The sequence below is a fragment of the Microterricola viridarii genome (assembly GCF_900104895.1).
GTDB lineage: Bacteria > Actinomycetota > Actinomycetes > Actinomycetales > Microbacteriaceae > Microterricola > Microterricola viridarii.
This window is the reverse complement of the sequence record NZ_LT629742.1, coordinates 2,868,006-2,894,356: the sequence shown is the minus strand read 5'-3', so window position 1 is coordinate 2,894,356 and position 26,351 is coordinate 2,868,006. Positions and strand designations below refer to the sequence as shown.

Below are 26,351 nucleotides of genomic sequence, written 5' to 3'. Positions count from 1 at the left end.
CGCAGTTAGCCCCCGCAGTTCGCCCACACACTTCGTTCCACAATCTTCGTTCCACAAGAAAGGGTCACCGGTGCCCCACTACCTCTATCTCGTGCGCCATGGCGAGCAACAGGACGCCGAGCACGGCCTCCCCGACGGCCCACTCTCCCCGCGCGGAATCCGCCAGGCGCAGCTCATTGCCGAGCGGCTCGGCGGCGTTCCCTTCACGAGTGCTTGGCACTCGCCGCTGCAGCGGGCGGCCGAGACCGCCGCGATCATCGCCGACCGGCTGCCGGCCATCACGCCGGAACCCTCGGCGCTGCTCTTCGACTGCGTGCCGTCCGGCCCGTCGCCGGAGACCCCGTCCAGCTACGACCCGTTCTTCGGCTCGGTGACGCCGGCCGAGATCGAGGCCGGGCGGGCCCAGATGGAGGACGCCACGGCGGAGTTCCTGCAGTCCAGCAGCGCGGACAGGCACGACCTGCTGATCACGCACAACTTCGTGATCGGTTGGTTCGTGCGCGAGGTGCTCGGGGCGCCGGACTGGCGCTGGGTGAGCATCAACCAGGCCAACTGCGGGCTCACGGTGTTGCAGCAGAAGCCCGGCCGCCCGTGGACGCTCGTGACGCACAACGACCTCGGCCACCTGCCGGTTGAGCTGCGCACCGGGCTGCCGGACCAGCTGCAGATCTAGCGGTCGACCGCCGGTAGAGCGTCGCAACCCGGCAAGCATCGGTACCAGTCTGGAGGATTCCTGGGGACTGGCTGCCGCCTTTCGTGACGCTGCGCGTCGCGCCGCTCAGCCGAAAGGCGTCAGCCGATCCGCTTGCCGTACCAGTTCGTCGCGTTCGGGTTCGCGTTGTACGCCGCGATGTCGCTGTACCCGGCGCGCTGGTACAACGCGCCGGCCGACTCGAGGTTCGCGTTCGTGTCGAGCACGATCTCCTCGGCGCCCAGCTCCGCCGCCCGGCGCTCCAGCTCGGCGAGCAGGGCGCGCCCGAGCCCGCGGCCGCGGGCGGCCGGGCGCAGGTACAAGTGTTTGACCTCGAAGCGCACCAGGCCGGCATCCGCCCGCTGGATGCGGCGGACGCCGCCGCAGCCGAGCAGCGCGCCGTCGCCCGCCTCGCCCGGAGCGTCCTCCCGCGCCAGCAGAAACTGGCCGGCCCGCCCGGTGAACTGCTCCGCAGAGGGGAACGTCGGCCGGTACACGCCCTGCTCCGGCGGGAAGCCCACCGCGCGCTCGGCGAAGTACTCGCCCAGGAGCTCCTGCGCCTCCGCGCTGTCAACCGACGTCTCGACAAACTGAATCATCCCCCCAGCGTAGGGCTCCGCGCGGCGGGAGGGCAGGCCGCAGTTGCTAGTCTGAACGGGTGACTTCACGCATTGCCATCATTGGCGCCACCGGCAAAATGGGACAGCTCGCCGCCCGCCTCGTCCGCGAGACAGAGGGCTTCGAGCTCGTCGCCGAACTCGACTCCTCGAGCGCGCTGGAGGAGATGCTCGGCAGCGGCGAGGCCCGCACCGACATCGCCATCGACTTCACCCACCCCGGCGTCAGCCAGCAGGTCGTCGACTTCGCGCTCGCGCACGGCCTGAGCGTGCTCGTCGGCACCTCCGGCTGGTCATCGGATGCCGTCGCAGCACTGTCCCGCACGGTCGAGACCCTCGGCAACGGCGCCGCCGTGCTCGTCGTGCCGAACTTCTCGGTCGGCTCCGTGCTCGGCACCGCCCTCAGCGCCATCGCCTCCCGCTTCTTCGAGTCGATCGAGATCATCGAGGCGCACCACGCGGCCAAGATCGACTCGCCGTCCGGCACCGCGGTGCGCACGGCGGAGCGCATCGCCGAGGCCCGCGGCGCCCTCGGCCCCGTGCTCGCCCCACACACCGACCAGCGCGCCCGCGGCCAGCAAGTCGACGGCATCCCCATCCACAGCCTGCGGATGAGCGGCCTGCTCGCCCGGCAGGAGGTCATCCTGGGCGGCGTGGGGGAGACCCTCACCGTGCGCCACGACACGCTCTCGCCGAGCTCCTACGAGCAGGGCATCGTGCTCGCTCTGCGCGCGCTGCCGGGCCTGACCGGCGTCACGGTCGGCCTCGACTCGCTGCTCGGCCTCGGGATGCCGGAGGCCACGAGCCCCATCGCGCCCGCCGGTTCCGCGGCAGACGGCGCCGCCGCGGCATCCGGACCCGCCCTGTGAAGGGCCGCACCGCCGCCCTCCTGATGGCGGCCCTGCTCGCGCTGTACATCGTGCTGATCGGCTGGCGCGCCGTGCAGTTCGTCATGACGGGGGAGCCGATCGCGGTCGGCATCGGCATTGCGCTCATCGTGCTGCCGCTCGTCGGGGCGTGGGCGCTCGGCCGCGAGCTGCTGTTCGGCGTCCGCTCACAGCGCCTCGTCGGCGTGTTGGAGGCCGAGGGAGCCCTGCCGGAGGAAGTTCTGCCGACACGGGCCAGCGGACGCCCGCTGCGCGACGCCGCCGACGAGGACTTCGGCCGGTTCCAGGCCGAAGTCGAGGCGGCGCCGGAGGACTGGCGCGCCTGGTTCCGGCTCGGACTCGCCTACGACGCCTCCGGCGACCGCCGCCGCGCCCGCAAGGCCATCATCCACGCGATCTCACTGGAGCGATCCGCCCACTGAGCGCACCCCGCTGAGCGCACCCCGTTGAGCTCCCGGACGTCGCGGCCCCCGAAATGTCTCGCGGCCCTCGGTATGTCCGGGGCCGCGAGACATTTCGCGGGCCGCGACCACGCGCGGCGTCCGCTGGCGCACTCGCGTCCGCTGGCGCACTCTCGTCCGCGAGGGCGCGCGTGACCGCGAGAGCGACCGCGCGCGGCTCGTGCCGGCTGCGATCGCGAGTGCGGCGCTAGCGGCCGAGCATGTCGGCGATCGCGGACTCCGCGGTCTCGTTGCGGAAGGTGAAGCCGTCGGCGAGGAGCCGCTCTGGCACCACCTTGGCGCTGGCCAGCAGCAGCTGGTCGCCGGCCTCGCGCATGGTCAGCGAGACGAGCTTCTCCGGCACGGCGAAGCGGTAGGGCCGGTGCAGCTCGCTCGCGATGGCCTTGCTGATGCGGTCGGCCGTGGCCGGGGTCGGCCCGACCAGGTTGACCGGACCGCTCAGCTGCGAGGTGAGCAGGTGGCGGATGGCGGCCGCCTCGTCGTACAGGCTGATCCACGGCCAGTGCTGGCCGCCGCTGCCCATCGGTCCGCCGAGGCCGAGCTTGGTCAGCGTCTCGAGGCGGCTGAGCGCGCCGCCGTGGCCGAGCACGATGCCGCTGCGGAACGTGACGACGCGCGTCTTCTCCGGGGCGAGGTGCGCCGCCCGCTCCCAGGCGTCGACGACGTCGGCGAGGAACCCGGTGCCGCGCTGCGCATCCTCGGTGAGGCGCTCGCCCGGCCGGTCACCGTAGATGCCGACGGCCGAGGCGCTGAGGAACACGGGCGGCGGCGAGGACGCCATGCGCATGGCATCCGTCAATGCGTGCGTCGTCTCGATCCGGGACGACAGGATCTCCTTGCGGTAGGCCGCCGTCCACGGCAGCCGGGCCAGCGAGGCGCCGGACAGGTTGACGACGGCATCCACGCTGTTCATCAGGGTGAAGTCGAGGATGCGCGCGGTCGGCGCCCAGTTCACCTCGTTCTCGGCCTCCGGCCGGCGGCGGACGAGGCGCAGCACCGTGTGCCCCGTCGCCTCCAGCTGGCGCGTGAGCTCGGTGCCGATGAGACCGGACGCGCCGGAGACCAGCACCCGCAGCTGCGACTCCTTCTGGCGGCGCGTGCGGGGGACGTGGCCGCTCGGGATGAAGCGGTCGCTCACCTAGGCGAGGTCGGCTTCGAGCGTGATCGGGATGCCCGCCAGCGCCTGCGAGATGGGGCAGCCGGTCTTGGCCTCCTCCGCGATGCGGTGGAACTCCTCCTCGTCGATGCCGGGCACAACCGCGTTGACCAGCAGGTGGCTGCCGAGCACGCCCTTGCCGGCCTCGAAGGTGACCGCCGCCGTCGTCTGGATGCTGGTCGGCGTGAAGCCGGCCTGCGTCAATGCGAGCGAGAACGCCATCGAGAAGCAGGAGGCGTGCGCCGCCCCGAGCAGCTCTTCAGGGTTCGTCGTGTGCGGGGCTCCCTCTGAGCGGGCCTTCCAGTTCACGGGGAACTCCCCGGTCTGAGATGAATCCAGGGTGACCGTGCCGGAACCCTCGAAGAGTGATCCGTTCCATACCGTTGTTGCTTCGCTGGTGAGCGCCATTGTGAAACCTCCTGCGCCCAGCCTATCCGCGCAGGCGGACGAGCAGGACGTAGATCTGGCATCCGAGGCAGTATCCGAACACCGCGTTGAGGAAGGCCGCGACGAAGGCGGCGGCCGCCGCGATGCCGACCGCGACGGGCAGACCGAGCAGGCCGAGCACGACTCCGATGCCGGTGACGACGAGCCCGACCCCCTGCGCGAAGGTCGGCGGCCGCGGGTCCTCCCACTCGGTGGGCGCCGCCAGCCGCGGGCGCACCAGCTTCTGGAACAGCACGCCGTAGGGGTGGCGGCGGATGCCGGCGAAGGCGCCCCAGGCGAACAGGCCGGCGATCGCGGCGAGGCCGAGCAGGGCCGCCGTCTCCGCGCCGGAGAGCGCGAGCAGCACCACCGCGAACAGCAGCACCGCCGTGATCGCGGCGCCGAAGCGGGGGCCGCGCGGATCGATGCCGGCGGGCGCGGTGGGCGCGGTGGGCGTGTCGGCGGTCGCGGCGGGCGCGGTTGCGGGCGCGGCGGCGGGTGCGGACGCGGCGGGCGTGTGCCGGGCGGCCGGCTCAGCGGATGGCAGCGACATGGGAGTCCTCTCCGAGAATCTGTTCGATGGCGCGGGTGAGTGTGCGCCGCTCCGGGGCCCCGCCGATCCGGGTGTGCACGGCGCCGGACGCGTCCAGCACGAGAACGGTCGGGGTCTGCATGACCCGGAAGCGCCGGGCCAGGTCGGCCCGCTGGCCGAGGTCGACCTCGACGGTGCGGACGCCCTCGTGCGCGGCGGCGACGCCGGAGAGCAGCACCCGGGTCTGCGGGCAACGCGCACAGAACTCGGTGGAGAACTGCAGCAGCGTCGCCCGGGTGCCGAAGAGCGCGGGGGTGCCGGCGGCATCCGCCAGCTCGGCCGGGGTCAGAACGGGGGAGAGGGCGGCCGGGGCGCGTCGGGCGCGCCCGCTCCGCGCCTTCCAGAGCAGGCCGAGCGCCGTGCTCAGGGCGAGCAGGGCGAGGGCGCCGATCAGGACGGGAGGCCAATTCATGCGGTGAATCTACGCGGGGATCTGGCCGCGCGGTCGACTGTGACGGCGAATGACAGCCGCAGCCCAGCGGCGGCCGACTAGCATCGAGGGGTGAGCGCGACGACCCCCACCCCCGGCATTGCCACCCCGTACGAAGATCTGCTGCGAGAGGTTCTCGAGACGGGCACGCAGAAGACCGACCGCACCGGCACCGGGACGCGCAGCGTGTTCGGCCGCCAGATCCGCTTCGACCTGGCCGAGGGCTTCCCGCTCATCACCACGAAGCGCGTGCACTTCAAGTCCATCGCCTACGAGCTGCTCTGGTTCCTCCGCGGCGAGAGCAACGTCGGTTGGCTGCGCGAGCACGGCGTCACCATCTGGGACGAGTGGGCGGATGCCGCCGGCGAGCTCGGCCCCGTCTACGGCGTGCAGTGGCGCTCCTGGCCGACGCCGAGCGGCGAGCAGATCGACCAGATCACCGAGGTGATCGAGCAGATCAAGACCAACCCGGACTCGCGCCGGCTGATCGTCAGCGCGTGGAACCCGGCCGACATCCCGAACATGGCCCTGGCCCCCTGCCACGCCCTGTTCCAGTTCTACGTCGCCGACGGCAAGCTGAGCTGCCAGCTCTACCAGCGCAGTGCGGACATGTTCCTCGGCGTCCCGTTCAACATCGCCAGCTACGCGCTGCTCACCCACATGATCGCGGCGCAGACCGGCCTCGAGGTGGGCGACTTCGTCTGGACCGGCGGCGACTGCCACATCTACGACAACCACGTCGAGCAGGTCACCGAGCAGCTGAGCCGCGAGCCGTACCCGTACCCGAGCCTCGAGATCACCGCCGAGCGGCCGAGCGTGCTCGACTACGAGTTCGAGGACTTCGCCGTCGTCGACTACCAGCACCACCCCGCCATCCGCGGCGCCGTCGCCGTATGAGCGCGGGCACGGATGCCGCAGGCGGCGCTGCCGTGGCACCGGCACCGATCCGCGTCGGCCTGATCTGGGCCGAGGCGCGCGGCGGCGTGATCGGCCTGAACGGCGTCATGCCCTGGCACGTTCCGGAGGACCTCGCCCACTTCAAGGCGGTGACGCTCGGCGGCGCCGTCGTGATGGGCCGCAAGACCTGGGACTCGATCCCGGAGCGGTTCCGGCCGTTCTCCGGCCGCGAGAACATCGTCGTCACCCGGCAGGCCGACTGGTCGGCCGACGGCGCGCACACGGCAGGCTCGCTGGCCGACGGCGTGGCCATCGCGGCAGCCCTGACCCCGGGGGAGCGCGTCTGGGTGATCGGCGGCGCCGAGATCTTCGCGCTGGCCCTGGCCGGCAGCGCCGAGCGGGCAGGCACCGGCTTCGGCGTCGACCGGCTCGAGGTCACCGAGATCGACGCCGGCTTCGACGGCGACACCCACGCCCCGGCGATCGATTCCGGCTGGGCCGTGCAGGCGATCGATCCGGAATCCGGCTGGCACACCTCCCGCACCGGCCTGGACTACCGCTTCCTCAGCTACGCCCGCGCCTGAGCCCGGTGGGCCCCGGCCCGTTCGGCCCGGCGTGCCAGCAGCCGGGGCCGCCGTCAACACGCCGTGGCGCCAGCGCCCTGCATCCGAGTGTCGACCGGATCTCCGGGTTTCCGCCCGCCGCCTGAGCGGGCGCGCGAGGCCGATCGTGACGGCCCCCGGATGCCGCGGCGCCGCCGACCAGATAACCTATGATCTGTGTCTTCTACAGCGAATCCCTTCGGCCAGGTCCTCGTCGCACTCGTGACCCCTTTCACCGCAGACGGTGAAGTCGACTGGCCCGCGGTGGAGAAGCACATCGACGACGTCATCACGGCCGGGGCAGACGGCATCGTCGTCACCGGAACCACCGGCGAGACGTCCACCCTGACCGACCCGGAGAAGCTCAAGCTGGTCGAGGTCGGCAAGGATGTCGCGGCCGGCCGCGCCAAGATCATCACGGGCGGCGGCTCCAACGAGACCGCGCACGCCATCGAGCTCTACAAGGCCAGCGAGAAGGCCGGCGCCGACGGCATCATGATCGTCACGCCGTACTACAACAAGCCCACCCAGGCCGGCATCCTCACCCACTTCCGCATGGTCGCCGACGCCACCGACCTGCCCGTCATCATCTACGACATCCCCGGCCGCACCGGCGTGCCGATCAAGTACGAGACGATCATGCGCCTGGCCAAGCACCCGAACATCCTCGCCGTGAAGGACGCCAAGGGCGACTTCAGCGAGGTCAGCCGCGTGCTCAACCAGACCGACCTGATGTACTTCTCCGGCGACGACGCCAACGTGCTGCCGCACCTGGCCATCGGCGCCACCGGCCTCATCGGCGTCACCGCCAACATCGCCCCCGCCCCGTACCGCCAGATGATCGACGCCGTCAACGCGGGCGACCTCGCCACGGCGACCGCCGCGCACCAGGCGCTCGAGCCGCTCGTGCGCGCCGTCATGACCCACGTGCCCGGCACCGTCGCGGCCAAGTACATCCTGCACGGCCTCGGCCGCATCGGCAGCCCGCGCGTGCGGCTGCCCCTCGTCGGACCCGAAGAGTGGGAGGCCGCGCAGATCGAGGACGAACTCGACCTGGTCCGCGACATCCCCGGTCTCGACCTCTCCAACTTCCGCCCCGACCGCAATGCCGCCGCCGGCGGCGCCCTGCCGAAGGTGGCCGGAACCACACGCTAGGAAACAACGCGCGGCCTGGCCGCGCCCACCACAACGAGGCTCGACGAGCCCGACATACGCAAGGAGGGCATATGCCCAACGACGTCTACGCACCGGCACCACTGCAGCCGGGAACACTCCGCATCACACCGATCGGCGGTCTCGGCGAGATCGGCCGCAACATGACCACCTTCGAGATCGACGGCAAGATCCTGATCGTCGACTGCGGCGTGCTCTTCCCCGAGGAGCACCAGCCCGGTGTCGACCTGATCCTGCCCGACTTCACCCCGATCAAGGACCGCCTCGACGACATCGTCGGCGTCGTGCTCACGCACGGCCACGAGGACCACATCGGCGCGGTGCCCTACCTGCTCCGCCTGCGCGCCGACATCCCCCTGATCGGCTCGACCTTGACGCTCGCCCTGATCGAGGCGAAGCTCAAGGAACACCGCATCAAGCCGTACACGCTGAACGTCGCAGAGGGCCAGATGGAGGCCCTCGGCCCGTTCGACCTCGAGTTCGTCGCCGTGAACCACTCGATCCCCGACGCCCTCGCCGTCGTCATCCACTCGGTCGCCGGCACCGTTCTCGCCACCGGTGACTTCAAGATGGACCAGCTGCCGCTCGACGGCCGCCTGACCGACCTGCGCGAGTTCGCCCGCCTCGGCAAGAGCGGCGTCGACGTGTTCCTCGTCGACTCGACCAACGCCGACGTGCCCGGGTTCACCACGCCGGAGCGCTCGATCGGCCCCGTGCTCGACCAGGTCATCTCCAAGGCGACCAAGAAGGTCGTCGTCGCCAGCTTCTCCAGCCATGTGCACCGCGTGCAGCAGGTGCTGGACGCCGCCCACGCCAACGGCCGCCGCGTGGCCCTCCTCGGCCGCTCGATGGTGCGCAACATGACGATCGCCGCCGAGCTCGGCTACCTCAAGGTCCCGGCCGGCGTGCTCGTGGACTACAAGAAGGCCGGCGACATCCCGGACAACAAGATCGTCTACATGTCGACCGGCTCGCAGGGCGAGCCGATGGCCGTGCTCAGCCGCATGGCCAACCGCGACCACCAGATCTCGGTCGGCGACGGCGACACCGTCATCCTGGCCTCCAGCCTCATCCCCGGCAACGAGAACGCGGTCTACCGCATCATCGACGGCCTCACCAAGCTGGGCGCCAACGTCGTGCACAAGGGCAACGCCAAGGTGCACGTCTCCGGCCACGCCGCCGCCGGCGAGCTGCTCTACTGCTACAACATCCTGCAGCCGAAGAACGTCCTGCCCGTGCACGGCGAGCACCGCCACCTCTACGCCAACGCGCAGCTCGCGATCCAGACCGGCATCCCGGAGGAGAACGTGTTCCTCGGCGAGGACGGCTCCGTCTACGACCTCAAGGCCGGCGTCATGACGCAGGTCGGCCAGCTCGACCTCGGCTACGTCTACGTCGACGGCTCCACCGTCGGCGAGATCACCGACGCCGACCTCAAGGACCGCCGCATCCTCGGCGAGGAGGGCTTCATCTCGGTCATCGTGGTCGTGGACGCCTCCACCGGCAAAATCGTCGTCGGGCCCGAGATCCACGCCAAGGGCTTCGCAGAGGACGACAAGATCTTCGACGCCGTCAAGCCGAAGATCGCCGCCGCGCTGACCGACGCCGCACAGAACGGCGTGCGCGACACGCACGCCCTGGCCCAGGTCGTGCGCCGCACGGTCGGCCGCTGGGTCAATGTCTCCTACCGCCGCCGGCCGATGATCGTGCCGCTCGTGATCGAGGCCTAGACAGCCTCGCAGCAACGATCAGGGCCCCGGATACCGCCTCGCGTGGCATCCGGGGCCCTTATTCATGGGTGCGGGCAACCCTGAATCATCCCTGAGAGGGGTTTTTCGCGCGGCCGGTGCCGCTAGCGTGATGGCTGTTGTCACCGAACCAGAGGAGCCCCGTGGGCGTCGTACGCAAGTGGATCTTTCCGATCATCCGGATTGTGCTGTTGGCCGCCGTGGCGGCGGCGCTCGTGAAGGTCGCCTTCTTCCCCGACAACGCAGACACCTCCAACCCGGCCCAGCCGAGCGGGCAGATCACGCAGCCAGAGGTTGCCGTCGCGGTCGGCAGCATCACGAACGAGGTCACGCTGAAGGGCAACGTCGCCGCAGACCCGGCCGTCGCGGTCAAGGCGACCGGGGCCGGGACCGTCGACGAGGTGTTCGTCGGGGCCGGCCAGTGGGTCGACGCCGGCACCAAGCTCTACGACATCAAGGTCGTCACCGTGCCGGAGCCGGTCGAGGGCGTCGGTCCAGACGGCCTCCCGACGATCACCCAGGGCAAGCCGGTCACCAGCTTCGCCAAGGTCTACGCGCCGATCAGCGGCACGCTGACGGCCCTCAGCGTGCTCGCCGGCCAGCAGGTGGCCGTCGGCGACACGACCGGCCAGGTCGCCCCGCCGAGCTTCTCGGTGACGGGCGCGCTCAGCCCCGAGCAGCAGTACCGCCTGGTCAGCCAGCCCACCGAGGCGATGATCGCGATCACCGGCGGCCCCGCGCCGTTCCAGTGCACCGGCCTGACCGTCTCCACCCCGCTGCAGGGCGAGAGCGCCACACCCGGGGAGGGGAGCGGCGCCGGCGCGGCCGGCGGCTCCGGAACGACGGTGCGCTGCGCCATCCCGGCAGAGGTGACCGTGTTCGCCGGCCTCGCCGCCGACATCACGATCGCGGCCGGAAGCGCCGAGAACGTGCTCACCGTGCCCACGACCGCCGTCAAGGGCGCCGCGGAGAACGGCGTCGTCTGGGCGGTGCTCCCGGACGGCAGCCACGAGGAACGCCCCGTCGTCCTCGGCCTGAACAACGGCACCCTCGTCGAGATCACCTCTGGCGTTGCAGAGGGCGACATGGTGCTCGAGTTCGTACCGGGCGCCCCCGCACAGACCGACGACGGCTGCATGCCGATGCCGGGCGGCGGCATGCAGTGCATGGAAGCGGTCGAGGGCTGATGTCGCTCCTCAGCCTGCACTCCGTCACGAAGACGGTTCCCCTGCCGGACGCGCCGCCGCTGACGATCCTGCACGGCGTCGACCTGGAGATCTCCTCCGGCGACCGGCTCTCCATCGTGGGGCGCTCCGGCTCCGGCAAGTCCACCCTGCTCAACCTGATGGGGCTGCTCGACAGCCCGTCGACGGGCAGCATCACCTTCGACGGCCGTCCGGCCGAGAAGTTCTCCTCCGCCGAGCGCGACAGGGTGCGCGGCCGGGAGATCGGCTTCATCTTCCAACAGTTCAACCTGTTGCAGGGCCGCACGGCCAGAGAGAACGTGATGACCCCCCTGCTCTACGCGACCGGCAAGCAGTTCTGGAACCGCTCCACCCTGGCCGGGGAGATGCTCGAGAGGGTCGGCCTCGGCCACCGCGTTGACGCGATGCCGACGATGCTCTCCGGCGGAGAGCAGCAGCGGGTCGCCATCGCCCGATCGCTGGTGCGCGGGCCGCGCGTCATCCTCGCCGACGAGCCGACCGGCGCGCTCGACGTGGAGACCGGTGCCAGCGTGATGGCTCTGCTCGACGAGGTGGCGCTCTCGACGGGCGCCGCGCTCGTCACGATCACCCACGACCCGGCCATCGCCGACCTGGCGAGCCGGCACCTGCTGCTCGACCACGGCCGACTGAGCACGGTGCGGGATGACGGCCGGCCGAGCGAACTCGTCGCCGTCAGCCGGCGGCTGCCGCACGCCGCCGGCGTGCATGCGGTGCCCGCGGCATCCGGGGCCGTGCCGGACGAGGACGAGGAGCTCAGCGCATGAGCCGGTTCTTCACCGGGGTGGTCGGCGCCCTCGCCGAGGCTTGGCAGGAGCTGCGCATCCACCGCACGCGCGTGCTGCTCTCGCTGATCGGCGTGGCCGTTGCCGTCTGCGCGCTGACCACCGTCGTCGGGGTCGCCGGCATCGCCGAGCAGGCGATGACCGAGAGCAACGAGCGCTGGGGCGGCCGGCCGGCCACCCTCAAAGTGACGGCGTCGAAGGCGGACGGCACCGCCCCGGACCCGGAGGCGATGTCCGCGCTCTGGACCGAGACCGTCGAGCGCTACGGCATCGACTATGCGGGGCGCATCGCCTACGGGGCGGCGTTCGTGCAATTCGCCGACGGCGCCGTGAACGTGTCGGTGCAGGCCGTCGACCCCGCCTACGCCCAGATGCACCGGCTGCAAGTTGACCATGGCGCGTGGTTCGCCGCCGACGACGCCCTGCGCCTGGCGCCGGCCATCGTCGTCAACGAGGCGTTCTGGCAGCGCATCGGCTCGCCGGACCTCGGCAGCCATCCGACGGTGCAACTGCTCGGCAACGCGCCGGCGACCGCCGTGATTGTCGGCGTGCACCGCTCGCAGAGCTGGGAGATGGAACCGACCATGTTCATGCTCACCGAGGCATATGCCGCGGTGTCGAGTGACGGGCCGGCCATCGGGCTGACCGAGTACGAGATGTGGATCCCGGCCGACCTGACGGAGCAGATCCAGGCCGGCCTGACGAGCGACATGCAGGCGGGGCTCGGCGAGAGCTACGTCGTCAACATCTACCGCAGCGACCCCGGCGCCTACGACGACGACCCGCTGCTCTCGCTCAAGCTGACCGTCGGCGGCATCGCCGGACTGGTGCTGCTGCTCGGCGCGCTCGGCCTCGTCAACATCGCCATGGTCACGGTGAAGCAGCGCATCCGCGAGATCGGCATCCGGCGGAGCTTCGGCGCGACGGCCGGCCGGGTGTTCTTCGCGGTGATGCTGGAGAGCGTCGTGGCCACCGTCGCCGCCGGTGTCGTCGGGGTGATGGTCGCCATCTTCATCGTCAAGTCCCCGATGGTCGAAGACCTGATCGGGCAGGGCATGATCACCGACTTCCCGCCGTTCCCGATCGAGGCGGCCCTGCTCGGCCTCGGCGCGGCCACGGTCGTCGGCGCACTGGCCGGGCTGATGCCCGCGCTCGTCGCCGTCCGGGTGCGGGTCATCGACGCCATCCGCTACTGACGTGGGAGCGTGGCGCCTGCCGAAAGGCCTCCGCGGGAGGCCTCCGGGGAGGATAGTGAGCACTCATCACAGTTCCAACACTCGCCGCCGCCTGCGAGCGAATGTCGGCGGGCCCAAGTACCGTGGAATCTATGGCAACGAGCACTAAGCCGACCGGGCGCGGCGGCAACACTTCAGGGCGCGCCTCTGTGCCAAAAACGGCGGCCGCCAAGACGGGGGCGACCCCGACGAAGCGTGCACCGCGTCAAACCGCTGCCCAGAAGACGCTGAAATTCGAGGCCGTGCAGGAGAAGCCGGCCCTCATCGTGCGCATGTGGATGGGCCTGGCCCACTTCACCGGCGGCGCCTTCCGCGCGCTCGGCCCCGAGAAGCTCGCCAAAGACGAGCGCCGCGACGGCCTGCCCTTCTTCCTCGTGCTGCTGGCCATCGCCGGGGCGGTCGTGGAGTGGTTCCTGATCAACGAGCAGTTCGCACGGAACCTCGACGCCTGGAGCTTCGGCGGCCTGGTCGGCCGGGTGGCGTTCGCCCTGCCCGTGATCATGCTGTTCTTCGCCGGCTGGCTGTTCCGGCACCCGGCCAGCGTGCACGACAACACCCGCATCGGCATCGGCCTCGGCATCCTGCTGGTCAGCGTCGCCGGCCTCTCGCACATCTTCGGCGGGCAGCCGGCCCCGGCCGACGGCATGCCCGTGCTCGCCCGCGCCGGCGGCATCCTCGGCTGGATGATCGCCGCGCCGCTGGTGCTCCTGATCACGCCCATCGGCGCGAGCATCGTCGTCTCGCTGCTTCTGCTGCTCTCCTTGTTCATCATCACCAAGACGCCGCCGAACAGGCTGCCGCAGCGCCTGCGCGAGCTCTACGCCTGGCTCTTCGGCGAGCAGCTGCAGGAGCCGGAGGAGCGCGCGGCCGCCAAAGCCGACAAACGCGCCAGCAAGCAGGTGGAGCTCGCCGGCATCGACGATCTCGATGACGATGAGGAGCCGGCCGGCAACGGGACGCTGCCCTGGTGGCGCCGCAACAACTCGCAGCGCGAGGAGGACCCGGACTTCGGCGGCGCCATCGTCGACGACCTCACCGCGGTGTTCGGCGAGCAGCCCGGCGAGGGCGGCTTCGAGAGCGCGCTGGAGAGCGCGCCGAGCGCGGCGCCCCCCGTCTCGCCTCCCACCGTGCCGACCGTTCCCGCCGCACAGGGCTACAACACCGAGGTGCTCGGCGACCTCGACAAGGCAGAGGCCGCCCTGCAGCGCTACACCGGAGAGGTGGGCCTGCAGCGCGGGTCGACCGGTCTGCAGGCCGACGGCGCCGACGATGCGAGCGACGACCTCGCCGCCACCGGCGTGCTGCCCGGCTTCGGCCTGGAGGGCGACGACTTCGACGAGGCCGCCATCGGCGAGGGTGCCCCCGCCCGGCCGACGGCGCCGTACAACCTGCCGTCCACCTCCACCCTGGTGGCCGGCGCCCCGGCCAAGACCCGCTCGGAGGCCAACGACGAGGTCGTGCGCTCGATCACCGACGTGCTCCAGCAGTTCTCCGTCGACGCGCGGGTGACCGGCTTCTCCCGCGGCCCGACCGTCACCCAGTACGAGGTCGAGCTCGGCCCGGGCGTCAAGGTCGAGCGCGTCACCGCCCTCTCCAAGAACCTCTCCTACGCCGTCGCTTCCAACGAGGTGCGCATCCTCTCGCCCATCCCTGGCAAGAGCGCCATCGGCATCGAGATCCCCAACTCTGACCGCGAGATCGTCACCCTCGGCGACGTGCTGCGCTCCGGCGCCTCCACCAACAGCACCCACCCGATGACGATCGGCGTCGGCAAGGACGTCGGCGGCGGCTACGTCGTCGCGAACCTCGCCAAGATGCCCCACCTGCTCGTGGCCGGCTCCACGGGCTCCGGCAAGTCCAGCTTCGTGAACTCGATGATCACCTCGCTGCTCATGCGGGCCAAGCCGAGCGACGTGCGCATGGTGCTGATCGACCCCAAGCGCGTCGAGCTGGCGCCCTACGCCGGCGTCCCGCACCTCATCACGCCCATCATCACCAACCCGAAGAAGGCCGCGGAGGCCCTCTCCTGGGTGGTGAAGGAGATGGACATGCGCTACGACGACCTGGCCAGCTTCGGCTTCCGCCACATCGACGACTTCAACAAGGCCGTGGTCAACAACGAGATCATCCTGCCGGCCGGCAGTGAGCGCCAGCTCAAGCCCTACCCGTACCTGCTGGTCGTCGTCGACGAGCTCGCCGACCTGATGATGGTCGCCCCGCGCGACGTCGAAGACTCGATCGTGCGCATCACCCAGCTCGCCCGGGCATCCGGAATCCACCTGGTGCTGGCCACCCAGCGCCCCTCCGTCGACGTCGTCACCGGCCTGATCAAGGCCAACGTGCCCTCCCGCCTCGCCTTCGCCGTGACCAGCGTCACCGACTCCCGCGTCATCCTGGACCAGCCGGGCGCCGACAAGCTGATCGGCCAGGGCGACGCCCTGTTCCTGCCGATGGGCGCGTCCAAGGCGCTGCGAGTGCAGGGCGCCTGGGTGAGCGAGGCCGAGATCGAGCGGGTCGTCAAGCACGTCACCCAGCAGGCCCGGCCCGAGTACCGGCAGGATGTCGCGGCCTCGGTCGAGCGCAAGGAGATCGACTCCGACATCGGCGACGACCTCGAGCTGCTGCTGGCCGCCGCCGAGCTCGTCGTGTCGACCCAGTTCGGCTCCACCTCGATGCTGCAGCGCAAGCTCCGCGTCGGCTTCGCCAAGGCCGGACGCCTGATGGACCTCCTGGAGAGCCGCGAGATCGTCGGCCCGTCCGAGGGCTCCAAGGCCCGCGACGTGCTGGTCACCGCCGAGCAGCTCGGCGGGGTGCTGGCCAAGCTCCGCGGCGAGGAGCCGCGCGAGCAGGCGGCGGCGCCCGCCGCGCCGGCCCCGGCGCCCGTCCCCGAGCACGACCCCTACGGCGGCGATCCCGTGGCGAAGATGTCGGAGGGGTACCCTGAGGTCGAGGGTGACACCGACGAGGACGCCTGGAATCTGACCGGTAGGGACTAGCCAGACATGACACCCAGCGACACCACGTCCGGCGGCCCCGCGCAGCCGGCGCCCGCAGCGCGCCCCAGCAACTGGAACGCACCCAATGTGATCACCGGGGTGCGCATCCTGCTGGCGCCGCTGTTCTTCTGGATGCTGCTGGCCGACAACGGTGCCGACGGCGCGCTGCGCTGGTGGGCGGCCGTGCTGTTCATCGTCGCGATCGGCACCGACGGCATCGACGGGGCCATCGCGAGGCGCAAGAACCTCGTCACCGACCTCGGCAAGATCCTCGACCCGATCGCCGACAAGCTGCTCACCAGCGGGGCGCTGGTCTGCCTGTCGATCCTGGGTGAACTCCCGTGGTGGGTGACGGCCATCATCGTCGTGCGCGAGGTGGGCATCACCGTGTGGCGCTTCGTCGAGCTCGGCCGCGGCAACGTGGTCCCGGCCTCCAAGGGCGGCAAGCTCAAGACGCTGGTGCAGTCCGTGGCGATCTCGCTCGCGCTGCTGCCGTTCTGGACGCTCTTCGGCGACTGGGTGTTCTGGGTGAACGGCATCGCCATGACGGCGGCCGTCCTGATCACCGTCTACACGGGCGTGCAGTACCTCCTCGACGCCGCGAAGCTCAAGAAGAGCGGCCTGTAGGCGGCACCATGCCCACCCCCGCCGAGCCCGAGCCGACGACTGCGCTGACGCCGGATGCCGCGGCCCGCGTCATCGCCGAGCTCACCCGCCGCGGCGAGACCGTCGCCATCGCCGAGTCGCTGACCGGCGGCCTGCTCGCCGCGACGCTCATCGCCGTGCCCGGCGCCTCCGCCGCGGTCAGCGGGGCCGTCGTCGCCTACAACACCGCCATCAAGCACAGCGTGCTCGGCGTCGACGCCGCCCTGCTCGCCGAGCGCGGCGCCGTCGACCCGGAGGTCGCCAGGCAGATGGCCGACGGCGTGCGCCGGGTGCTCGCCGTCGACGGCCGCGCCGCCGACTACGGAATCGCCACGACGGGCGTCGCCGGGCCCGACCCGCAAGACGGCCAACCGCCGGGCGTCGTCTACCTCGGCGTGGCCTCGGCGGCCGGCACCCGCTCGGTCGGCCTGCGCCTTGCGGGGGACCGCTCCGCCGTGCGGGCCGCGTCGGTGAACGCCGCGCTGGAGGCGCTCCGAGAGGCGCTGGACGGGCAGCGCCCACACGCGTGAGGGCACCGTGTGCATATTCCTGCTCCGCCGTGGAATAGAAGCGCACAAAGTGCGGTTACACCCCACGAATTCACAAGAAAAGCCCAGTGTGCACCGCTAGAGTCGGTGCAGTGGGGGGTTCGGATAAACTGACCTCCTTAACAGGCCTCTGGGCCTTGATAAATATGGAGGAGGTTCCGATGATTCTGGTTCGTCAAGAAATCGGCGATGTACTCAGGGACTTCCGACTTCAGAAGGGGCGCACCCTTCGGCAGGTTGCCAGCAAGGCCAGCGTGGCCTTGGGCTACTTGAGCGAGGTGGAGCGCGGCCAGAAAGAAGCCTCGAGCGAGATTCTCGCTTCGGTTGCTGATGCACTCGACACCCCGATTTCGGTCATCATGCGTGAGGTCGGCGATCGTCTCGCCGTTCTCGAAGGCATCGACCCGATCCCCGACACCGTTCCCGACGAGTTCGTCGTGAACTTCGACGTGGACATGATGGTTCGATAACCACGCAGACTCACTATTTCCTCGGTCGCTGCGCAACGGTGTGACGCGCGACGGAGACACACATTCGACAGGCCGGTCTTCTGACCGGCCTGTCGTTTTGCATTGGTGCCGGCCTCCTCCGGCGCGATTGTGATTCCCGGCCGGCACTGGTTAGCGTTGTCGCATGCGTCGAAGTGAGTTCAACCTGGCCATGGCCACCGAGTTCGGCCCGGCATACGCCGCCGTCGTGCAGGCCGACCTGGTGCTCACCGCGCTCGGAAACCGCACCGCCGCCCAGGCGCTGGCGGACGGCGTGCAACCGCGCGAGGTGTGGCTGGCGATCTGCGCTGAGACCGACGTCCCGCGGGAGCGCTGGTACGGCGTGGGCCTGCCGAAGCCGGCATCCGCGAGCTAGCGGCCCGCAACGCCTTCGATTCCGGACGCCGACACGCCGCTCTGGGCTCGAATATTTGTTCGGTTCGTACTAGGCTCCTGCACAGCAGCGCTTGAGCTGATCGTTCTCCACCACTACGCCCGTGCAAAACCTCGTGTCAGAGGGTCGGCGTACAGTCGAAAACATCAGCGGAAGAACTGCTGACTGCCTTGTCAGTTCGTCCCAGGGAATCTCATTCCGCCGACTCGAACACGACAGCCTATAGGCGAATCGAACCAGCAAAAGGAGACCGAAATGCCATCACCTGCAGACCGCGAGAAGTCGCTCGAAACCGCTCTCGCCCAGATTGACCGCCAGTTCGGCAAGGGCTCCGTCATGCGCCTCGGCAGCGACGAGCGCGCACCCGTTGAGACCATCTCCACTGGTTCGATCGCGCTGGACGTCGCCCTCGGCATTGGCGGGCTTCCCCGCGGCCGCATCGTCGAGATCTACGGCCCGGAGTCCTCGGGTAAGACCACGCTGACGCTGCACGCGATCGCCAACGCCCAGCGCAACGGCGGCATCGCCGCGTTCATCGACGCCGAGCACGCCCTCGACCCGGAGTACGCCAAGAAGCTCGGCGTCGACATCGACGCGCTCCTCGTCTCCCAGCCGGACACCGGTGAGCAGGCGCTCGAGATCGCCGACATGCTCGTCCGCTCCGGCTCCATCGACCTGATCGTGATCGACTCCGTGGCGGCCCTCGTTCCGCGCGCCGAGATCGAGGGCGAGATGGGTGACTCCCACGTCGGCTTGCAGGCCCGCCTCATGTCGCAGGCGCTCCGCAAGCTCACCGGTGGCCTCAGCCAGACCAACACCACCATGATCTTCATCAACCAGCTGCGCGAGAAGATCGGTGTCTTCTTCGGCAGCCCGGAGACCACCGCCGGCGGCAAGGCGCTCAAGTTCTACGCCTCGGTCCGCCTCGACATCCGCCGTATCGAGACGCTGAAGGACGGCACCGACGCGGTCGGCAACCGCACCCGTGTCAAGGTCGTCAAGAACAAGATGGCGCCGCCGTTCAAGCAGGCCGAGTTCGACATCATCTACGGTGTCGGCATCTCCCGCGAGGGCAGCCTGATCGACTTCGGCGTCGACCACGGCATCGTCAAGAAGTCCGGCGCCTGGTACACCTACGAGGGCGACCAGCTCGGCCAGGGCAAGGAGAACTCGCGCAACTTCCTGCTGCGCAACCCCGACATCGCCCTGGACATCGAGACCCGCCTGCTCGGCAAGCTGGGCATCGGCCCGGCCGGCGTCGCAGCCAAGGCGGAGGCCGCCAAGAAGGCGGCGGAAGACGCCGCGGCGGGCATCGCCCCCGAGGAGACGCCGCTCGTCGAGAAGTTGAAGGCCCGCAAGGGCGCCTAGCCCGAGGCGAATCATGGAAATCGGATGGTGGGGCGGCCACGGCTCGAGCGACGACGAGGGTGAGAACACCCAGATCGACGCCGAGCCGGGCGGCCGCCCCGGCACGCCGGACGCGGAGGACGCTCCCGCGACGCCGGCTGCCGCGACGCCGGCTGCCGCGACGCCGGCTCCCGTGACGCCGGCGGCCGCGAAGCCCATGGCCGCGAAGCCCCGCGCCGTCCGGCCCCGCCCCGCAGCACCCGAGGTCGACGAGCCCGCGGGCGAGCCGGCCGAGGCGGAGCCGCTGGCGAAGGTCAGCTACCTGCCGTGGGCGGCACCCGGCGTCGACGTCACGACAGAGTCCGGCATGGGCAGCACCGCATTCCGACGCCCCTGGGTGGAGCCGGAGCGCGAGCTGGCCGAGCGCGGCTTCGACGCATCGGCGCCGGTGGCGCTGCCGCGCCAGCTCGCCGAGCCGGGCGACTGGACCGAGGAGTACAGCGACGAGGCGGACGACGAGGACGAGGTCGAGGAATTCGACCCCGACGCCCTGGAGCGCGCGCTCCTGAAGAAGCTGGCCAGACGCGACATGTCCATCGTCGAGGTCGAGCAGTTCCTCGAGCAGAATGGCCTGCCGGCCGAGCAGCTCGAGGAATGGGTGGAGCGGATGGTGCGCCTCGGCTACCTCGACGACCTCCGCCTGGCCGAGAACATCATCGACCAGCTGCGCCGGCGCAAGGGCCTCGGCGCCTCCTCCATCAAGCAGGAACTCAACCGACGCAGGATCTCCCCGGCCGTCGTCAGCGAGGCGCTGGGGGAGTCCGACCAGGACGAGGAGCGGGCGCGAGCCATGGAGCTGGCGGTCAAGCGCGCCGGGCAGCTGAGCTCCTACGACGACGCCACCGCCGAGCGGCGTCTCACCGGATTCCTGATGCGCAAGGGCTACGGGTCCGGCGTGGTGCGCGACGCGGTGAAGGCGGCCCTCGCCGCCCGCAAGCGGCCGACAGGCGGCGTTCGGTTCCGCTGATCTAAACTAGTGCTCATCATGAGCACCGTCAGCGAGAACCCCACGATCATTGCGCCGTCGTCGGCGTCACACGATGCCGCGGGGCGAGCACGCAGCTACGAGGTGCGCACCTACGGCTGCCAGATGAACGTGCACGACTCGGAGCGCCTGAGCGGCTCGCTCGAGGCCGCCGGCTACATCAAGGCCGACGGCGTCGAGCCCGACGTCGTCGTGATCAACACCTGTGCGGTGCGCGAGAACGCCGACAACAAGCTCTACGGAAACCTGGGCTACCTGGCCGGCGTCAAGCGCCGCCATGCCGGTATGCAGATCGCCGTCGGCGGCTGCCTGGCCCAGAAGGACAAGAACGTCATCCTGGAGAAGGCGCCCTGGGTGGATGTCGTCTTCGGCACCCACAACATGGGCGCCCTGCCCAGCCTGCTCGAGCGGGCCCGCCACAACGACGAGGCGCAGATCGAGATCCTCGAGGCATTGGAGACGTTCCCCTCCACGCTGCCCACCAAGCGCGATTCCAGCTACAGCGGCTGGGTGTCCATCTCCGTCGGCTGCAACAACACCTGCACCTTCTGTATCGTGCCCGCCCTCCGCGGCAAGGAGAAGGACCGCCGCCCCGGCGAGGTGCTCTCCGAGATCCAGTCCCTCGTCGACGACGGCGCCCTCGAGGTGACCCTGCTCGGCCAGAACGTGAACTCCTACGGCGTCGAGTTCGGCGACCGGCTCGCCTTCGGCAAGCTCCTCCGCGCGGCCGGCGCCATCGAGGGCCTCGAGCGCATCCGCTTCACCAGCCCGCACCCGGCCGCCTTCACCGACGACGTCATCGACGCGATGGCCGAGACGCCCTCCGTGATGCCGCAGCTGCACATGCCGCTGCAGTCCGGCTCCGACCGGGTGCTGAAGGCGATGCGGCGCTCCTACCGCTCCGCGAAGTTCCTCGGCATCCTCGAGCGGGTGCGCGAGCGCATGCCGCACGCCGCGATCAGCACCGACATCATCGTCGGCTTCCCCGGCGAGACCGAGGAGGACTTCCAGGAGACGCTGCGCGTCGTCGAGGAGGCCCGCTTCGCCACCGCCTTCACCTTCCAGTACTCCATCCGCCCCGGCACGCCGGCGGCGACCATGGAGGAGCAGGTCCCCAAGGAGGTCGTCCAAAAGCGCTACGAACGCCTCATCGCCCTGCAGGACCGCATCTCCTGGGAGGAGAACGAGAAGGTCGTCGGCCGCACCGTCCAAGTGCTCGTCGGCAACCACGCCGGCAAGAAGGATGCCGACACGAACCGCCTCTCCGGGCGGGCAGAGGACAGCCGCCTCGTGCACTTCGAGGTGCCGGCCGGCTCCGAGACGCCGCGCCCCGGCGACGTGGTCACCGTGACGGTGACCCAGGCCGCACCGTTCTTCCTCATCGCCGACTCCGTCGACGACGCCCCGCTCGCCATCCGGCGCACCCGCTCCGGCGACGCCTGGGACCGCCAGGAGGCGGAGTCCTGCGGCGTGCCGTCCGGCGCCGCCGACGGCGGCCAGGGCGCGCCAGGGCCAGTCCTCCTCGGCTTCCCGACACTGCGCGCGGGCGGCGCCAGCACCGTCCCCATCTACAACACCGACGACGAGCTGCGCTGATGCGGCCCGGCCGGCCCGGGGCAGACCCGGCCGCGCTGATCGCCGTCGTCGGGGCCACCGGCACGGGCAAGTCCGCGCTCTCCCTCGACATTGCCGAACGCCTCGCCGCCGACGGCATCGCGGCCGAGATCGTCAACGCCGACGCGATGCAGCTCTACCGCGGCATGGACATCGGCACGGCCAAGCTGCCGCTCGCCGAGCGCCGCGGCATCCCGCACCACATGTTCGACGTGCTCGGCGTGCGGGACGAGGCGGCCGTCGCCGGTTACCAGGAGCAGGCCAGGGCGGTCGTCGACGACATCCGCGCGCGCGGGGCGGTGCCGATCGTGGTCGGCGGCTCCGGGCTGTACGTCTCCGCACTGGTCTACGACTTCCGCTTCCCGGGCACCGACCCCGTCATCCGGGCCGCACTCGAGGCGGAGCTGGCCGAGCTCGGACCCGGCCTGTTGTACCGCCGGCTGGCCGCCTTCGACCAGGCGACCGCGCTCCGGGTGGGATCCACAAACGGCCGGCGCATCGTCCGCGCCCTCGAGGTGATCGCCATCACGGGCGAGCCGAACGCGGCCGCCCTGCCGGACGAGCCAGAGCCCTGGCACCCGCTCGCCGTCATCGGCCTGGCCTCCGAGCGCGAGCAGCTCACCGCGCGCCTGGACCGTCGGGTCGAGCAGATGTGGGCCGACGGCCTGCTCGACGAGGCCCGCGCCCTGCTGCCGCTCGGCCTCGAGGAGGGCGTCACCGCCAGCCGGGCCATCGGATACACCCAGGCCATCGACGAGATCCACGGCCGCAGCACCCGGGCCGAGGCGATCGAGGCGACGCAGCAGCTCACCCGCCGCTACGCCCGCCGGCAGGTCAGCTGGTTCAAGCGCTACCCGCACGCGCACTGGCTGCCGGCCGCGACGGAGCAGGACGGGCCGGATGCCGGCGCCGCCCGCGTTGACGCAGCGCTGTCCGCCTGGCGGGCGGCCGGCGCAGCGCCGGCCGAGGCCGGCCGGAGCACACCCGCCGTTTAGACTGGGCGCATGGCTTTCGACCTCCACTTCACCAAGGGCCAGGGCACAGGCAACGACTTCGTGCTCTTCGCCGACCCGGACGGTTCGCACCCGCTCAGCCCGGCACAGATCGCCGCCGTCTGCGACCGGCGCTTCGGAATCGGCGCCGACGGGCTGATCCGGGCCGTGCGCTCCGACGCCCTGCCGGAGGGCGCCGCGGCGCTGGCCGAGGACCCGGACGCCGTCTGGTTCATGGACTACTGGAACGCCGACGGCACCCCCTCTGAGATGTGCGGCAACGGCGCCCGCGTCTTCACCCGCTTCCTGCTGGACCAGGGCCTGGCCGAGCTGCCAGCCGGCGACACCCTCTCGATCGGCACCCGCGCCGGCGTCCGGGACGTGCAGAGCAATCGCACCGGCTTCCAGGTAGACCTCGGCCGGTGGCGGCTGGCCGGAGGCGAGCCGCTCGTGCGCGCCAAGAACCTCCCGGTCGCCCGACCCGGCCTCGGCATCAGCGTCGGCAACCCGCACGTGGTCGTCGCCCTCGCCGACGATGCCGAGCTCGATGCCGCCGACCTCGGCTACATCCCACAGCTCGACCCCGCCCCGGAGGGCGGAGCGAACATCGAGTTCGTCGTGCCGGCCGACCCACTGGTGCACGACGGCGTCGGCCGCTTCCGCATGCGGGTGCACGAGCGCGGTTCCGGCGAGACGCAGTCCTGCGGCACGGGCGCGGCGGCCGCCGCCCTCGCCGTCCGGCACTGGGCCGGCGCCGGCGCGCCCAACCAGTGGCGGGTCGAGGTGCCGGGCGGCGTGCTCGGCGTGCGCATGTTCCCGACCGAGGACGGCGAGCACGTCGCGCTCTCCGGCCCGGCCGAGCTCGTCTTCGACGGGGTGCTCAGCCTCGGCTAGAGGACACTCGTGCCCGGCCGGGCACGCGGTTGGTTACTCCGCGGCGTCCGGACGGGTAACCTTCAGCACCCGGAAACCCTTGCTGATGGCCTCGCGGGCGATCTCCAGCGAGCCGGCGAACTCCGCCTCGAGCCAGCGTTGCAGCGAGTCGGAGCCGAGGTTGCGCTGAACGACCAGATAGGAGTCGGTGCCCGGCTTCAGGCGCGGCAGCCAGTGCTGCAGCATCGAGTGCAGCACGTCCTTGCCGACGCGGATGGGCGGGTTCGACCAGATGGTCTCGAACCGCACGTCCTCCGGCACGTCCTCAGGCCGCACGGCCCGGACGTTGCCGAGGCCGAGCTCCTCGGCGTTTCGCCGGACCAGCTCCAGCGCGCGGTCGTTCACGTCGACGGCCCACACGGTGGCCTCCGGGGATTCCAGGGCCAGCGTCAGGGCGATCGGGCCCCAGCCGCAGCCGAGGTCCAGCAGATTGCCGGTCGCCGGGGGAGTCGGCGCATAGCGCAGCAACACCTCGGTGCCCTGGTCGATGTGGTCCGGACTGAAGATTCCGTTGGAGGTCGTGACCTCACGGTCCTGCCCGCCGAGGCGCACCTGGATGCGGCGCAATTTGAGCTCACTCCCCGGATCCGCGCTGAAGTAATGCTCTGAAGCCATACCAGCGAATCTATCGCAGATTGAAACCCGTAAACTGAGAGCAATGACTGACGCCAGCAACACCACCAACGACAGCACCGGCACCGACGCCTTTGACGGCGACGGTGCATTCGAGAGCGACGACGTCGTCGCCCGGGTGCTGGCCAGCGCCGAGGCCCGGTCGGCGGGCAGCGCCCACTTCAGCTCCGGCATCTTCGCCAGCGGAGCGCAGGCGCTGCAGACCGAGACCGGCGCCGCCGCGTTCAGCGACGGCGAGCAGCTCGACCGCGACGACCGCAACGCCTTGCGGCGCGTGCCGAGCCTCTCCACCGAGCTCGAAGACGTCACAGAGGTCGAGTACCGCCAGCTGCGCCTCGAGAACGTCGTCCTGATCGGCATCTACATGCAGGGCTCGGTGGATGACGCCGAGAACTCGATGCGCGAACTGGCCGCCCTGGCGGAGACCGCCGGTGCCACCGTGCTCGACGGCCTGCTGCAGCGGCGCCCCAACCCCGACCCGAGCACCTTCCTGGGCAGCGGCAAGGCCCGCGAGCTGGCCGGCATCGTGCAGGCTCTCGGCGCCGACACCGTCATCGCCGACACGGAGCTCGCGCCCAGCCAGCGCCGCGCACTCGAAGACGTGGTCAAGGTGAAGGTCATCGACCGCACCGCCGTCATCCTCGACATCTTCAGCCAGCATGCGAAGAGCCGCGAGGGCAAGGCGCAGGTCGAGCTTGCCCAGCTGCAGTACCTGCTGCCCCGCCTCCGCGGCTGGGGTGACTCCATGTCGCGCCAGGCCGGTGGCCAGGTGGGCGGCGCCGGCGCCGGCATGGGCAGCCGTGGCCCCGGTGAGACCAAGATCGAGCTGGACCGCCGCCGCATCCACACCCGGATGGCGAAGCTGCGCAAGCAGATCGCCGCGATGAAGCCCGCCCGCGAGGCCAAGCGGGCCAACCGCCGCCGCAACGCGGTGCCCTCCGTCGCCATCGCCGGCTACACCAACGCCGGCAAGTCCAGCATCCTGAACCGCATCACCCACGCCGGCGTGCTGGTGGAGAACTCGCTGTTCGCCACCCTCGATGCCACCGTGCGCAAGAACACCACCGCCGACGGGCGCATCTACACGCTGGCCGACACGGTCGGCTTCGTGCGCAACCTGCCGCACCAGCTCGTCGAGGCGTTCCGCTCCACGCTGGAGGAGGTCGCCGACTCCGACCTCATCGTGCACGTCGTCGACGGCTCGCACCCCGACCCGGCCGGCCAGATCGCCACCGTGCGCGACGTCATCGGCGAGGTGGGCGCCCGCGACATCCCGGAGCTCATCGTCTTCAACAAGTCCGACCTGATCGACGACGACGCCCGAATGGTGCTGCGCGGCCTCGAGCCCCGCGCCCTCTTCGCCTCCGCCCGCAGCGGTGAGGGCATCGACGAGCTGCTCGCCACGATCGGCGAGATGCTGCCGGACCCGAGCCTCGCCATCGAGCTCGTCGTGCCGTACGACCGCGGCGACCTGATCTCGCTGCTGCACGAGAAGGGCCGGGTCATCTCGACCGAGTACGTCGAGACCGGAACCCTCGTGCACGCGCGCATCGCCGCCGACCTCGAGGCCCTGTTCTCGGCCTACCGCGCCCCGGCCGGCGCCCTCGAGGCCTAGCCCGTCACATTCGGTCACAGCCTGCCGGCCGCTGACCGCCCGTTGTATTCTCTGTGAAACGTTGTTGCCGTCTGACGGCAACCAGAGCGACAGCCGAGCCCGGCATCCGCCCGCAACCACACCCGCACTGTGCGGTGGTGCGCGGCCTGACGGTTCGACACCCCTGCACCGCGCGGCA

The 26,351-nt window shown here is 70.6% G+C and carries 27 protein-coding genes; 21 read left to right on the top strand and 6 right to left on the bottom strand.

Going from position 1 to position 26,351, the window contains the following annotated elements; translation table 11 throughout:
- The first annotated feature begins 70 nt into the window (after nucleotides 1–70).
- Entirely contained in the window at nucleotides 71–673 is a 603-nt protein-coding gene (locus tag BLT62_RS13285; RefSeq protein WP_083364493.1) for a histidine phosphatase family protein, read from the top strand.
- Nucleotides 674–792: 119 nt separating this feature from the next.
- Here the strand turns inward: BLT62_RS13285 and BLT62_RS13280 are convergent, their stop codons facing one another.
- The gene (locus BLT62_RS13280) at nucleotides 793–1,290 is read right to left on the bottom strand and encodes a GNAT family N-acetyltransferase (protein ID WP_083364492.1); all 498 of its coding nucleotides are present in this window, start codon (nucleotides 1,288–1,290) and stop codon (nucleotides 793–795) included.
- A gap of 59 nt (nucleotides 1,291–1,349) precedes the next feature.
- Between BLT62_RS13280 and dapB the strand changes: the two genes are divergently transcribed.
- Both dapB and BLT62_RS13270 read left to right on the top strand, forming a co-directional pair.
- A complete protein-coding gene (gene dapB, locus BLT62_RS13275) occupies nucleotides 1,350–2,177 on the top strand; it encodes a 4-hydroxy-tetrahydrodipicolinate reductase (RefSeq protein WP_083364491.1) in 828 nt (275 codons plus the stop codon).
- Nucleotides 2,174–2,617 carry a tetratricopeptide repeat protein gene (locus tag BLT62_RS13270; protein WP_407937552.1) on the top strand — a complete coding sequence of 148 codons (444 nt, stop codon included), beginning with the start codon at nucleotides 2,174–2,176 and terminating at the stop codon, nucleotides 2,615–2,617. The genes dapB and BLT62_RS13270 overlap by 4 nt, the downstream gene beginning before the upstream one ends.
- Before the next feature lie 226 nt (nucleotides 2,618–2,843).
- Here BLT62_RS13270 and BLT62_RS13265 read toward each other — a convergent pair whose 3' ends face one another.
- From BLT62_RS13265 to BLT62_RS13250, 4 genes are read right to left on the bottom strand one after another with little or no spacing between them, the layout of a single operon-like run.
- Entirely contained in the window at nucleotides 2,844–3,794 is a 951-nt protein-coding gene (locus tag BLT62_RS13265; RefSeq protein ID WP_231919171.1) for a TIGR01777 family oxidoreductase, read from the bottom strand.
- Nucleotides 3,795–4,220, bottom strand: coding sequence for an OsmC family protein (locus BLT62_RS13260; protein ID WP_083364490.1), 426 nt, complete (start codon nucleotides 4,218–4,220; stop codon nucleotides 3,795–3,797).
- Nucleotides 4,221–4,242: 22 nt separating this feature from the next.
- On the bottom strand, nucleotides 4,243–4,791 hold the full coding sequence (locus BLT62_RS13255; RefSeq protein ID WP_083364489.1) for a DUF4395 domain-containing protein: 549 nt from the start codon (nucleotides 4,789–4,791) through the stop codon (nucleotides 4,243–4,245).
- Nucleotides 4,772–5,242, bottom strand: a complete 471-nt coding sequence (locus BLT62_RS13250; protein ID WP_083364488.1) for a TlpA family protein disulfide reductase — start codon at nucleotides 5,240–5,242, stop codon at nucleotides 4,772–4,774. Before BLT62_RS13250 ends, BLT62_RS13255 begins: the two co-directional genes overlap by 20 nt.
- 90 nt (nucleotides 5,243–5,332) lie before the next feature.
- Between BLT62_RS13250 and BLT62_RS13245 the strand changes: the two genes are divergently transcribed.
- From BLT62_RS13245 to dapF, 17 genes are all read left to right on the top strand, one after another.
- Nucleotides 5,333–6,157: a thymidylate synthase gene (locus BLT62_RS13245; protein WP_083364487.1), complete on the top strand. Its 825-nt coding sequence runs from the start codon at nucleotides 5,333–5,335 to the stop codon at nucleotides 6,155–6,157.
- Complete coding sequence (locus tag BLT62_RS13240) at nucleotides 6,154–6,741, top strand: dihydrofolate reductase (protein WP_083364486.1); 588 nt, start codon at nucleotides 6,154–6,156, stop codon at nucleotides 6,739–6,741. Before BLT62_RS13245 ends, BLT62_RS13240 begins: the two co-directional genes overlap by 4 nt.
- Nucleotides 6,742–6,936: 195 nt before the next feature.
- Nucleotides 6,937–7,914, top strand: a complete 978-nt coding sequence (dapA, locus tag BLT62_RS13235; protein WP_083364485.1) for a 4-hydroxy-tetrahydrodipicolinate synthase — start codon at nucleotides 6,937–6,939, stop codon at nucleotides 7,912–7,914.
- A gap of 71 nt (nucleotides 7,915–7,985) precedes the next feature.
- The gene (locus BLT62_RS13230; protein ID WP_083364484.1) at nucleotides 7,986–9,662 is read left to right on the top strand and encodes a ribonuclease J; all 1,677 of its coding nucleotides are present in this window, start codon (nucleotides 7,986–7,988) and stop codon (nucleotides 9,660–9,662) included.
- A gap of 161 nt (nucleotides 9,663–9,823) precedes the next feature.
- Entirely contained in the window at nucleotides 9,824–10,867 is a 1,044-nt protein-coding gene (locus BLT62_RS13225) for an efflux RND transporter periplasmic adaptor subunit (RefSeq protein ID WP_083364483.1), read from the top strand.
- Entirely contained in the window at nucleotides 10,867–11,670 is an 804-nt protein-coding gene (locus tag BLT62_RS13220) for an ABC transporter ATP-binding protein (protein WP_083364482.1), read from the top strand. Before BLT62_RS13225 ends, BLT62_RS13220 begins: the two co-directional genes overlap by 1 nt.
- Complete coding sequence (locus tag BLT62_RS13215) at nucleotides 11,667–12,884, top strand: ABC transporter permease (RefSeq protein ID WP_083364481.1); 1,218 nt, start codon at nucleotides 11,667–11,669, stop codon at nucleotides 12,882–12,884. The genes BLT62_RS13220 and BLT62_RS13215 overlap by 4 nt, the downstream gene beginning before the upstream one ends.
- 131 nt (nucleotides 12,885–13,015) lie before the next feature.
- Nucleotides 13,016–15,919, top strand: coding sequence for an FtsK/SpoIIIE family DNA translocase (locus BLT62_RS13210; RefSeq protein WP_083364480.1), 2,904 nt, complete (start codon nucleotides 13,016–13,018; stop codon nucleotides 15,917–15,919).
- A gap of 6 nt (nucleotides 15,920–15,925) precedes the next feature.
- Nucleotides 15,926–16,546: a CDP-diacylglycerol--glycerol-3-phosphate 3-phosphatidyltransferase gene (gene pgsA, locus BLT62_RS13205; protein ID WP_083364479.1), complete on the top strand. Its 621-nt coding sequence runs from the start codon at nucleotides 15,926–15,928 to the stop codon at nucleotides 16,544–16,546.
- 8 nt (nucleotides 16,547–16,554) lie between these two features.
- Complete coding sequence (locus BLT62_RS13200) at nucleotides 16,555–17,094, top strand: CinA family protein (RefSeq protein WP_083364478.1); 540 nt, start codon at nucleotides 16,555–16,557, stop codon at nucleotides 17,092–17,094.
- A gap of 179 nt (nucleotides 17,095–17,273) precedes the next feature.
- A complete protein-coding gene (locus tag BLT62_RS13195) occupies nucleotides 17,274–17,582 on the top strand; it encodes a helix-turn-helix domain-containing protein (protein WP_083365465.1) in 309 nt (102 codons plus the stop codon).
- A 163-nt stretch (nucleotides 17,583–17,745) separates the two neighbouring features.
- Nucleotides 17,746–17,976 carry a DUF3046 domain-containing protein gene (locus BLT62_RS13190; RefSeq protein WP_083364477.1) on the top strand — a complete coding sequence of 77 codons (231 nt, stop codon included), beginning with the start codon at nucleotides 17,746–17,748 and terminating at the stop codon, nucleotides 17,974–17,976.
- Nucleotides 17,977–18,249: 273 nt separating this feature from the next.
- Nucleotides 18,250–19,362 (top strand): recombinase RecA, encoded by a 1,113-nt coding sequence (gene recA / locus BLT62_RS13185; RefSeq protein WP_083364476.1) that lies wholly within the window; start codon nucleotides 18,250–18,252, stop codon nucleotides 19,360–19,362.
- 13 nt (nucleotides 19,363–19,375) lie between these two features.
- Nucleotides 19,376–20,368 (top strand): regulatory protein RecX, encoded by a 993-nt coding sequence (locus tag BLT62_RS13180; RefSeq protein ID WP_083364475.1) that lies wholly within the window; start codon nucleotides 19,376–19,378, stop codon nucleotides 20,366–20,368.
- 18 nt (nucleotides 20,369–20,386) lie between these two features.
- Nucleotides 20,387–21,982, top strand: coding sequence for a tRNA (N6-isopentenyl adenosine(37)-C2)-methylthiotransferase MiaB (gene miaB, locus BLT62_RS13175; protein ID WP_083365464.1), 1,596 nt, complete (start codon nucleotides 20,387–20,389; stop codon nucleotides 21,980–21,982).
- The gene (miaA, locus tag BLT62_RS13170; protein ID WP_083364474.1) at nucleotides 21,982–22,995 is read left to right on the top strand and encodes a tRNA (adenosine(37)-N6)-dimethylallyltransferase MiaA; all 1,014 of its coding nucleotides are present in this window, start codon (nucleotides 21,982–21,984) and stop codon (nucleotides 22,993–22,995) included. The genes miaB and miaA overlap by 1 nt, the downstream gene beginning before the upstream one ends.
- A 9-nt stretch (nucleotides 22,996–23,004) precedes the next feature.
- Complete coding sequence (gene dapF / locus BLT62_RS13165) at nucleotides 23,005–23,886, top strand: diaminopimelate epimerase (RefSeq protein WP_083364473.1); 882 nt, start codon at nucleotides 23,005–23,007, stop codon at nucleotides 23,884–23,886.
- A 33-nt stretch (nucleotides 23,887–23,919) separates the two neighbouring features.
- Here dapF and BLT62_RS13160 read toward each other — a convergent pair whose 3' ends face one another.
- A complete protein-coding gene (locus tag BLT62_RS13160; protein WP_083364472.1) occupies nucleotides 23,920–24,540 on the bottom strand; it encodes a class I SAM-dependent methyltransferase in 621 nt (206 codons plus the stop codon).
- Nucleotides 24,541–24,583: 43 nt separating this feature from the next.
- On the opposite strand from BLT62_RS13160, the gene hflX reads away from it, so the two are divergent.
- Nucleotides 24,584–26,173, top strand: coding sequence for a GTPase HflX (gene hflX, locus BLT62_RS13155; RefSeq protein WP_083364471.1), 1,590 nt, complete (start codon nucleotides 24,584–24,586; stop codon nucleotides 26,171–26,173).
- Nucleotides 26,174–26,351: the final 178 nt, after the last annotated feature.

Bases quoted from the DNA above. Each gene is read 5' to 3' on its own strand.
- pgsA (WP_083364479.1), top strand. From the start codon at position 15,926: ATGACACCCAGCGACACCACGTCCGGCGGCCCCGCGCAGCCGGCGCCC.
- BLT62_RS13230 (WP_083364484.1), top strand. From the start codon at position 7,986: ATGCCCAACGACGTCTACGCACCGGCACCACTGCAGCCGGGAACACTC.
- miaA (WP_083364474.1), top strand. From the start codon at position 21,982: ATGCGGCCCGGCCGGCCCGGGGCAGACCCGGCCGCGCTGATCGCCGTC.
- BLT62_RS13255 (WP_083364489.1), bottom strand. From the start codon at position 4,791: ATGTCGCTGCCATCCGCTGAGCCGGCCGCCCGGCACACGCCCGCCGCG.
- BLT62_RS13195 (WP_083365465.1), top strand. From the start codon at position 17,274: ATGATTCTGGTTCGTCAAGAAATCGGCGATGTACTCAGGGACTTCCGA.
- BLT62_RS13210 (WP_083364480.1), top strand. From the start codon at position 13,016: ATGGCAACGAGCACTAAGCCGACCGGGCGCGGCGGCAACACTTCAGGG.
- recA (WP_083364476.1), top strand. From the start codon at position 18,250: ATGCCATCACCTGCAGACCGCGAGAAGTCGCTCGAAACCGCTCTCGCC.
- miaB (WP_083365464.1), top strand. From the start codon at position 20,387: ATGAGCACCGTCAGCGAGAACCCCACGATCATTGCGCCGTCGTCGGCG.
- BLT62_RS13215 (WP_083364481.1), top strand. From the start codon at position 11,667: ATGAGCCGGTTCTTCACCGGGGTGGTCGGCGCCCTCGCCGAGGCTTGG.
- BLT62_RS13260 (WP_083364490.1), bottom strand. From the start codon at position 4,220: ATGGCGCTCACCAGCGAAGCAACAACGGTATGGAACGGATCACTCTTC.
- BLT62_RS13220 (WP_083364482.1), top strand. From the start codon at position 10,867: ATGTCGCTCCTCAGCCTGCACTCCGTCACGAAGACGGTTCCCCTGCCG.
- BLT62_RS13250 (WP_083364488.1), bottom strand. From the start codon at position 5,242: ATGAATTGGCCTCCCGTCCTGATCGGCGCCCTCGCCCTGCTCGCCCTG.
- dapF (WP_083364473.1), top strand. From the start codon at position 23,005: ATGGCTTTCGACCTCCACTTCACCAAGGGCCAGGGCACAGGCAACGAC.
- BLT62_RS13200 (WP_083364478.1), top strand. From the start codon at position 16,555: ATGCCCACCCCCGCCGAGCCCGAGCCGACGACTGCGCTGACGCCGGAT.
- BLT62_RS13180 (WP_083364475.1), top strand. From the start codon at position 19,376: ATGGAAATCGGATGGTGGGGCGGCCACGGCTCGAGCGACGACGAGGGT.
- hflX (WP_083364471.1), top strand. From the start codon at position 24,584: ATGACTGACGCCAGCAACACCACCAACGACAGCACCGGCACCGACGCC.
- BLT62_RS13240 (WP_083364486.1), top strand. From the start codon at position 6,154: ATGAGCGCGGGCACGGATGCCGCAGGCGGCGCTGCCGTGGCACCGGCA.
- BLT62_RS13280 (WP_083364492.1), bottom strand. From the start codon at position 1,290: ATGATTCAGTTTGTCGAGACGTCGGTTGACAGCGCGGAGGCGCAGGAG.
- BLT62_RS13160 (WP_083364472.1), bottom strand. From the start codon at position 24,540: ATGGCTTCAGAGCATTACTTCAGCGCGGATCCGGGGAGTGAGCTCAAA.
- BLT62_RS13190 (WP_083364477.1), top strand. From the start codon at position 17,746: ATGCGTCGAAGTGAGTTCAACCTGGCCATGGCCACCGAGTTCGGCCCG.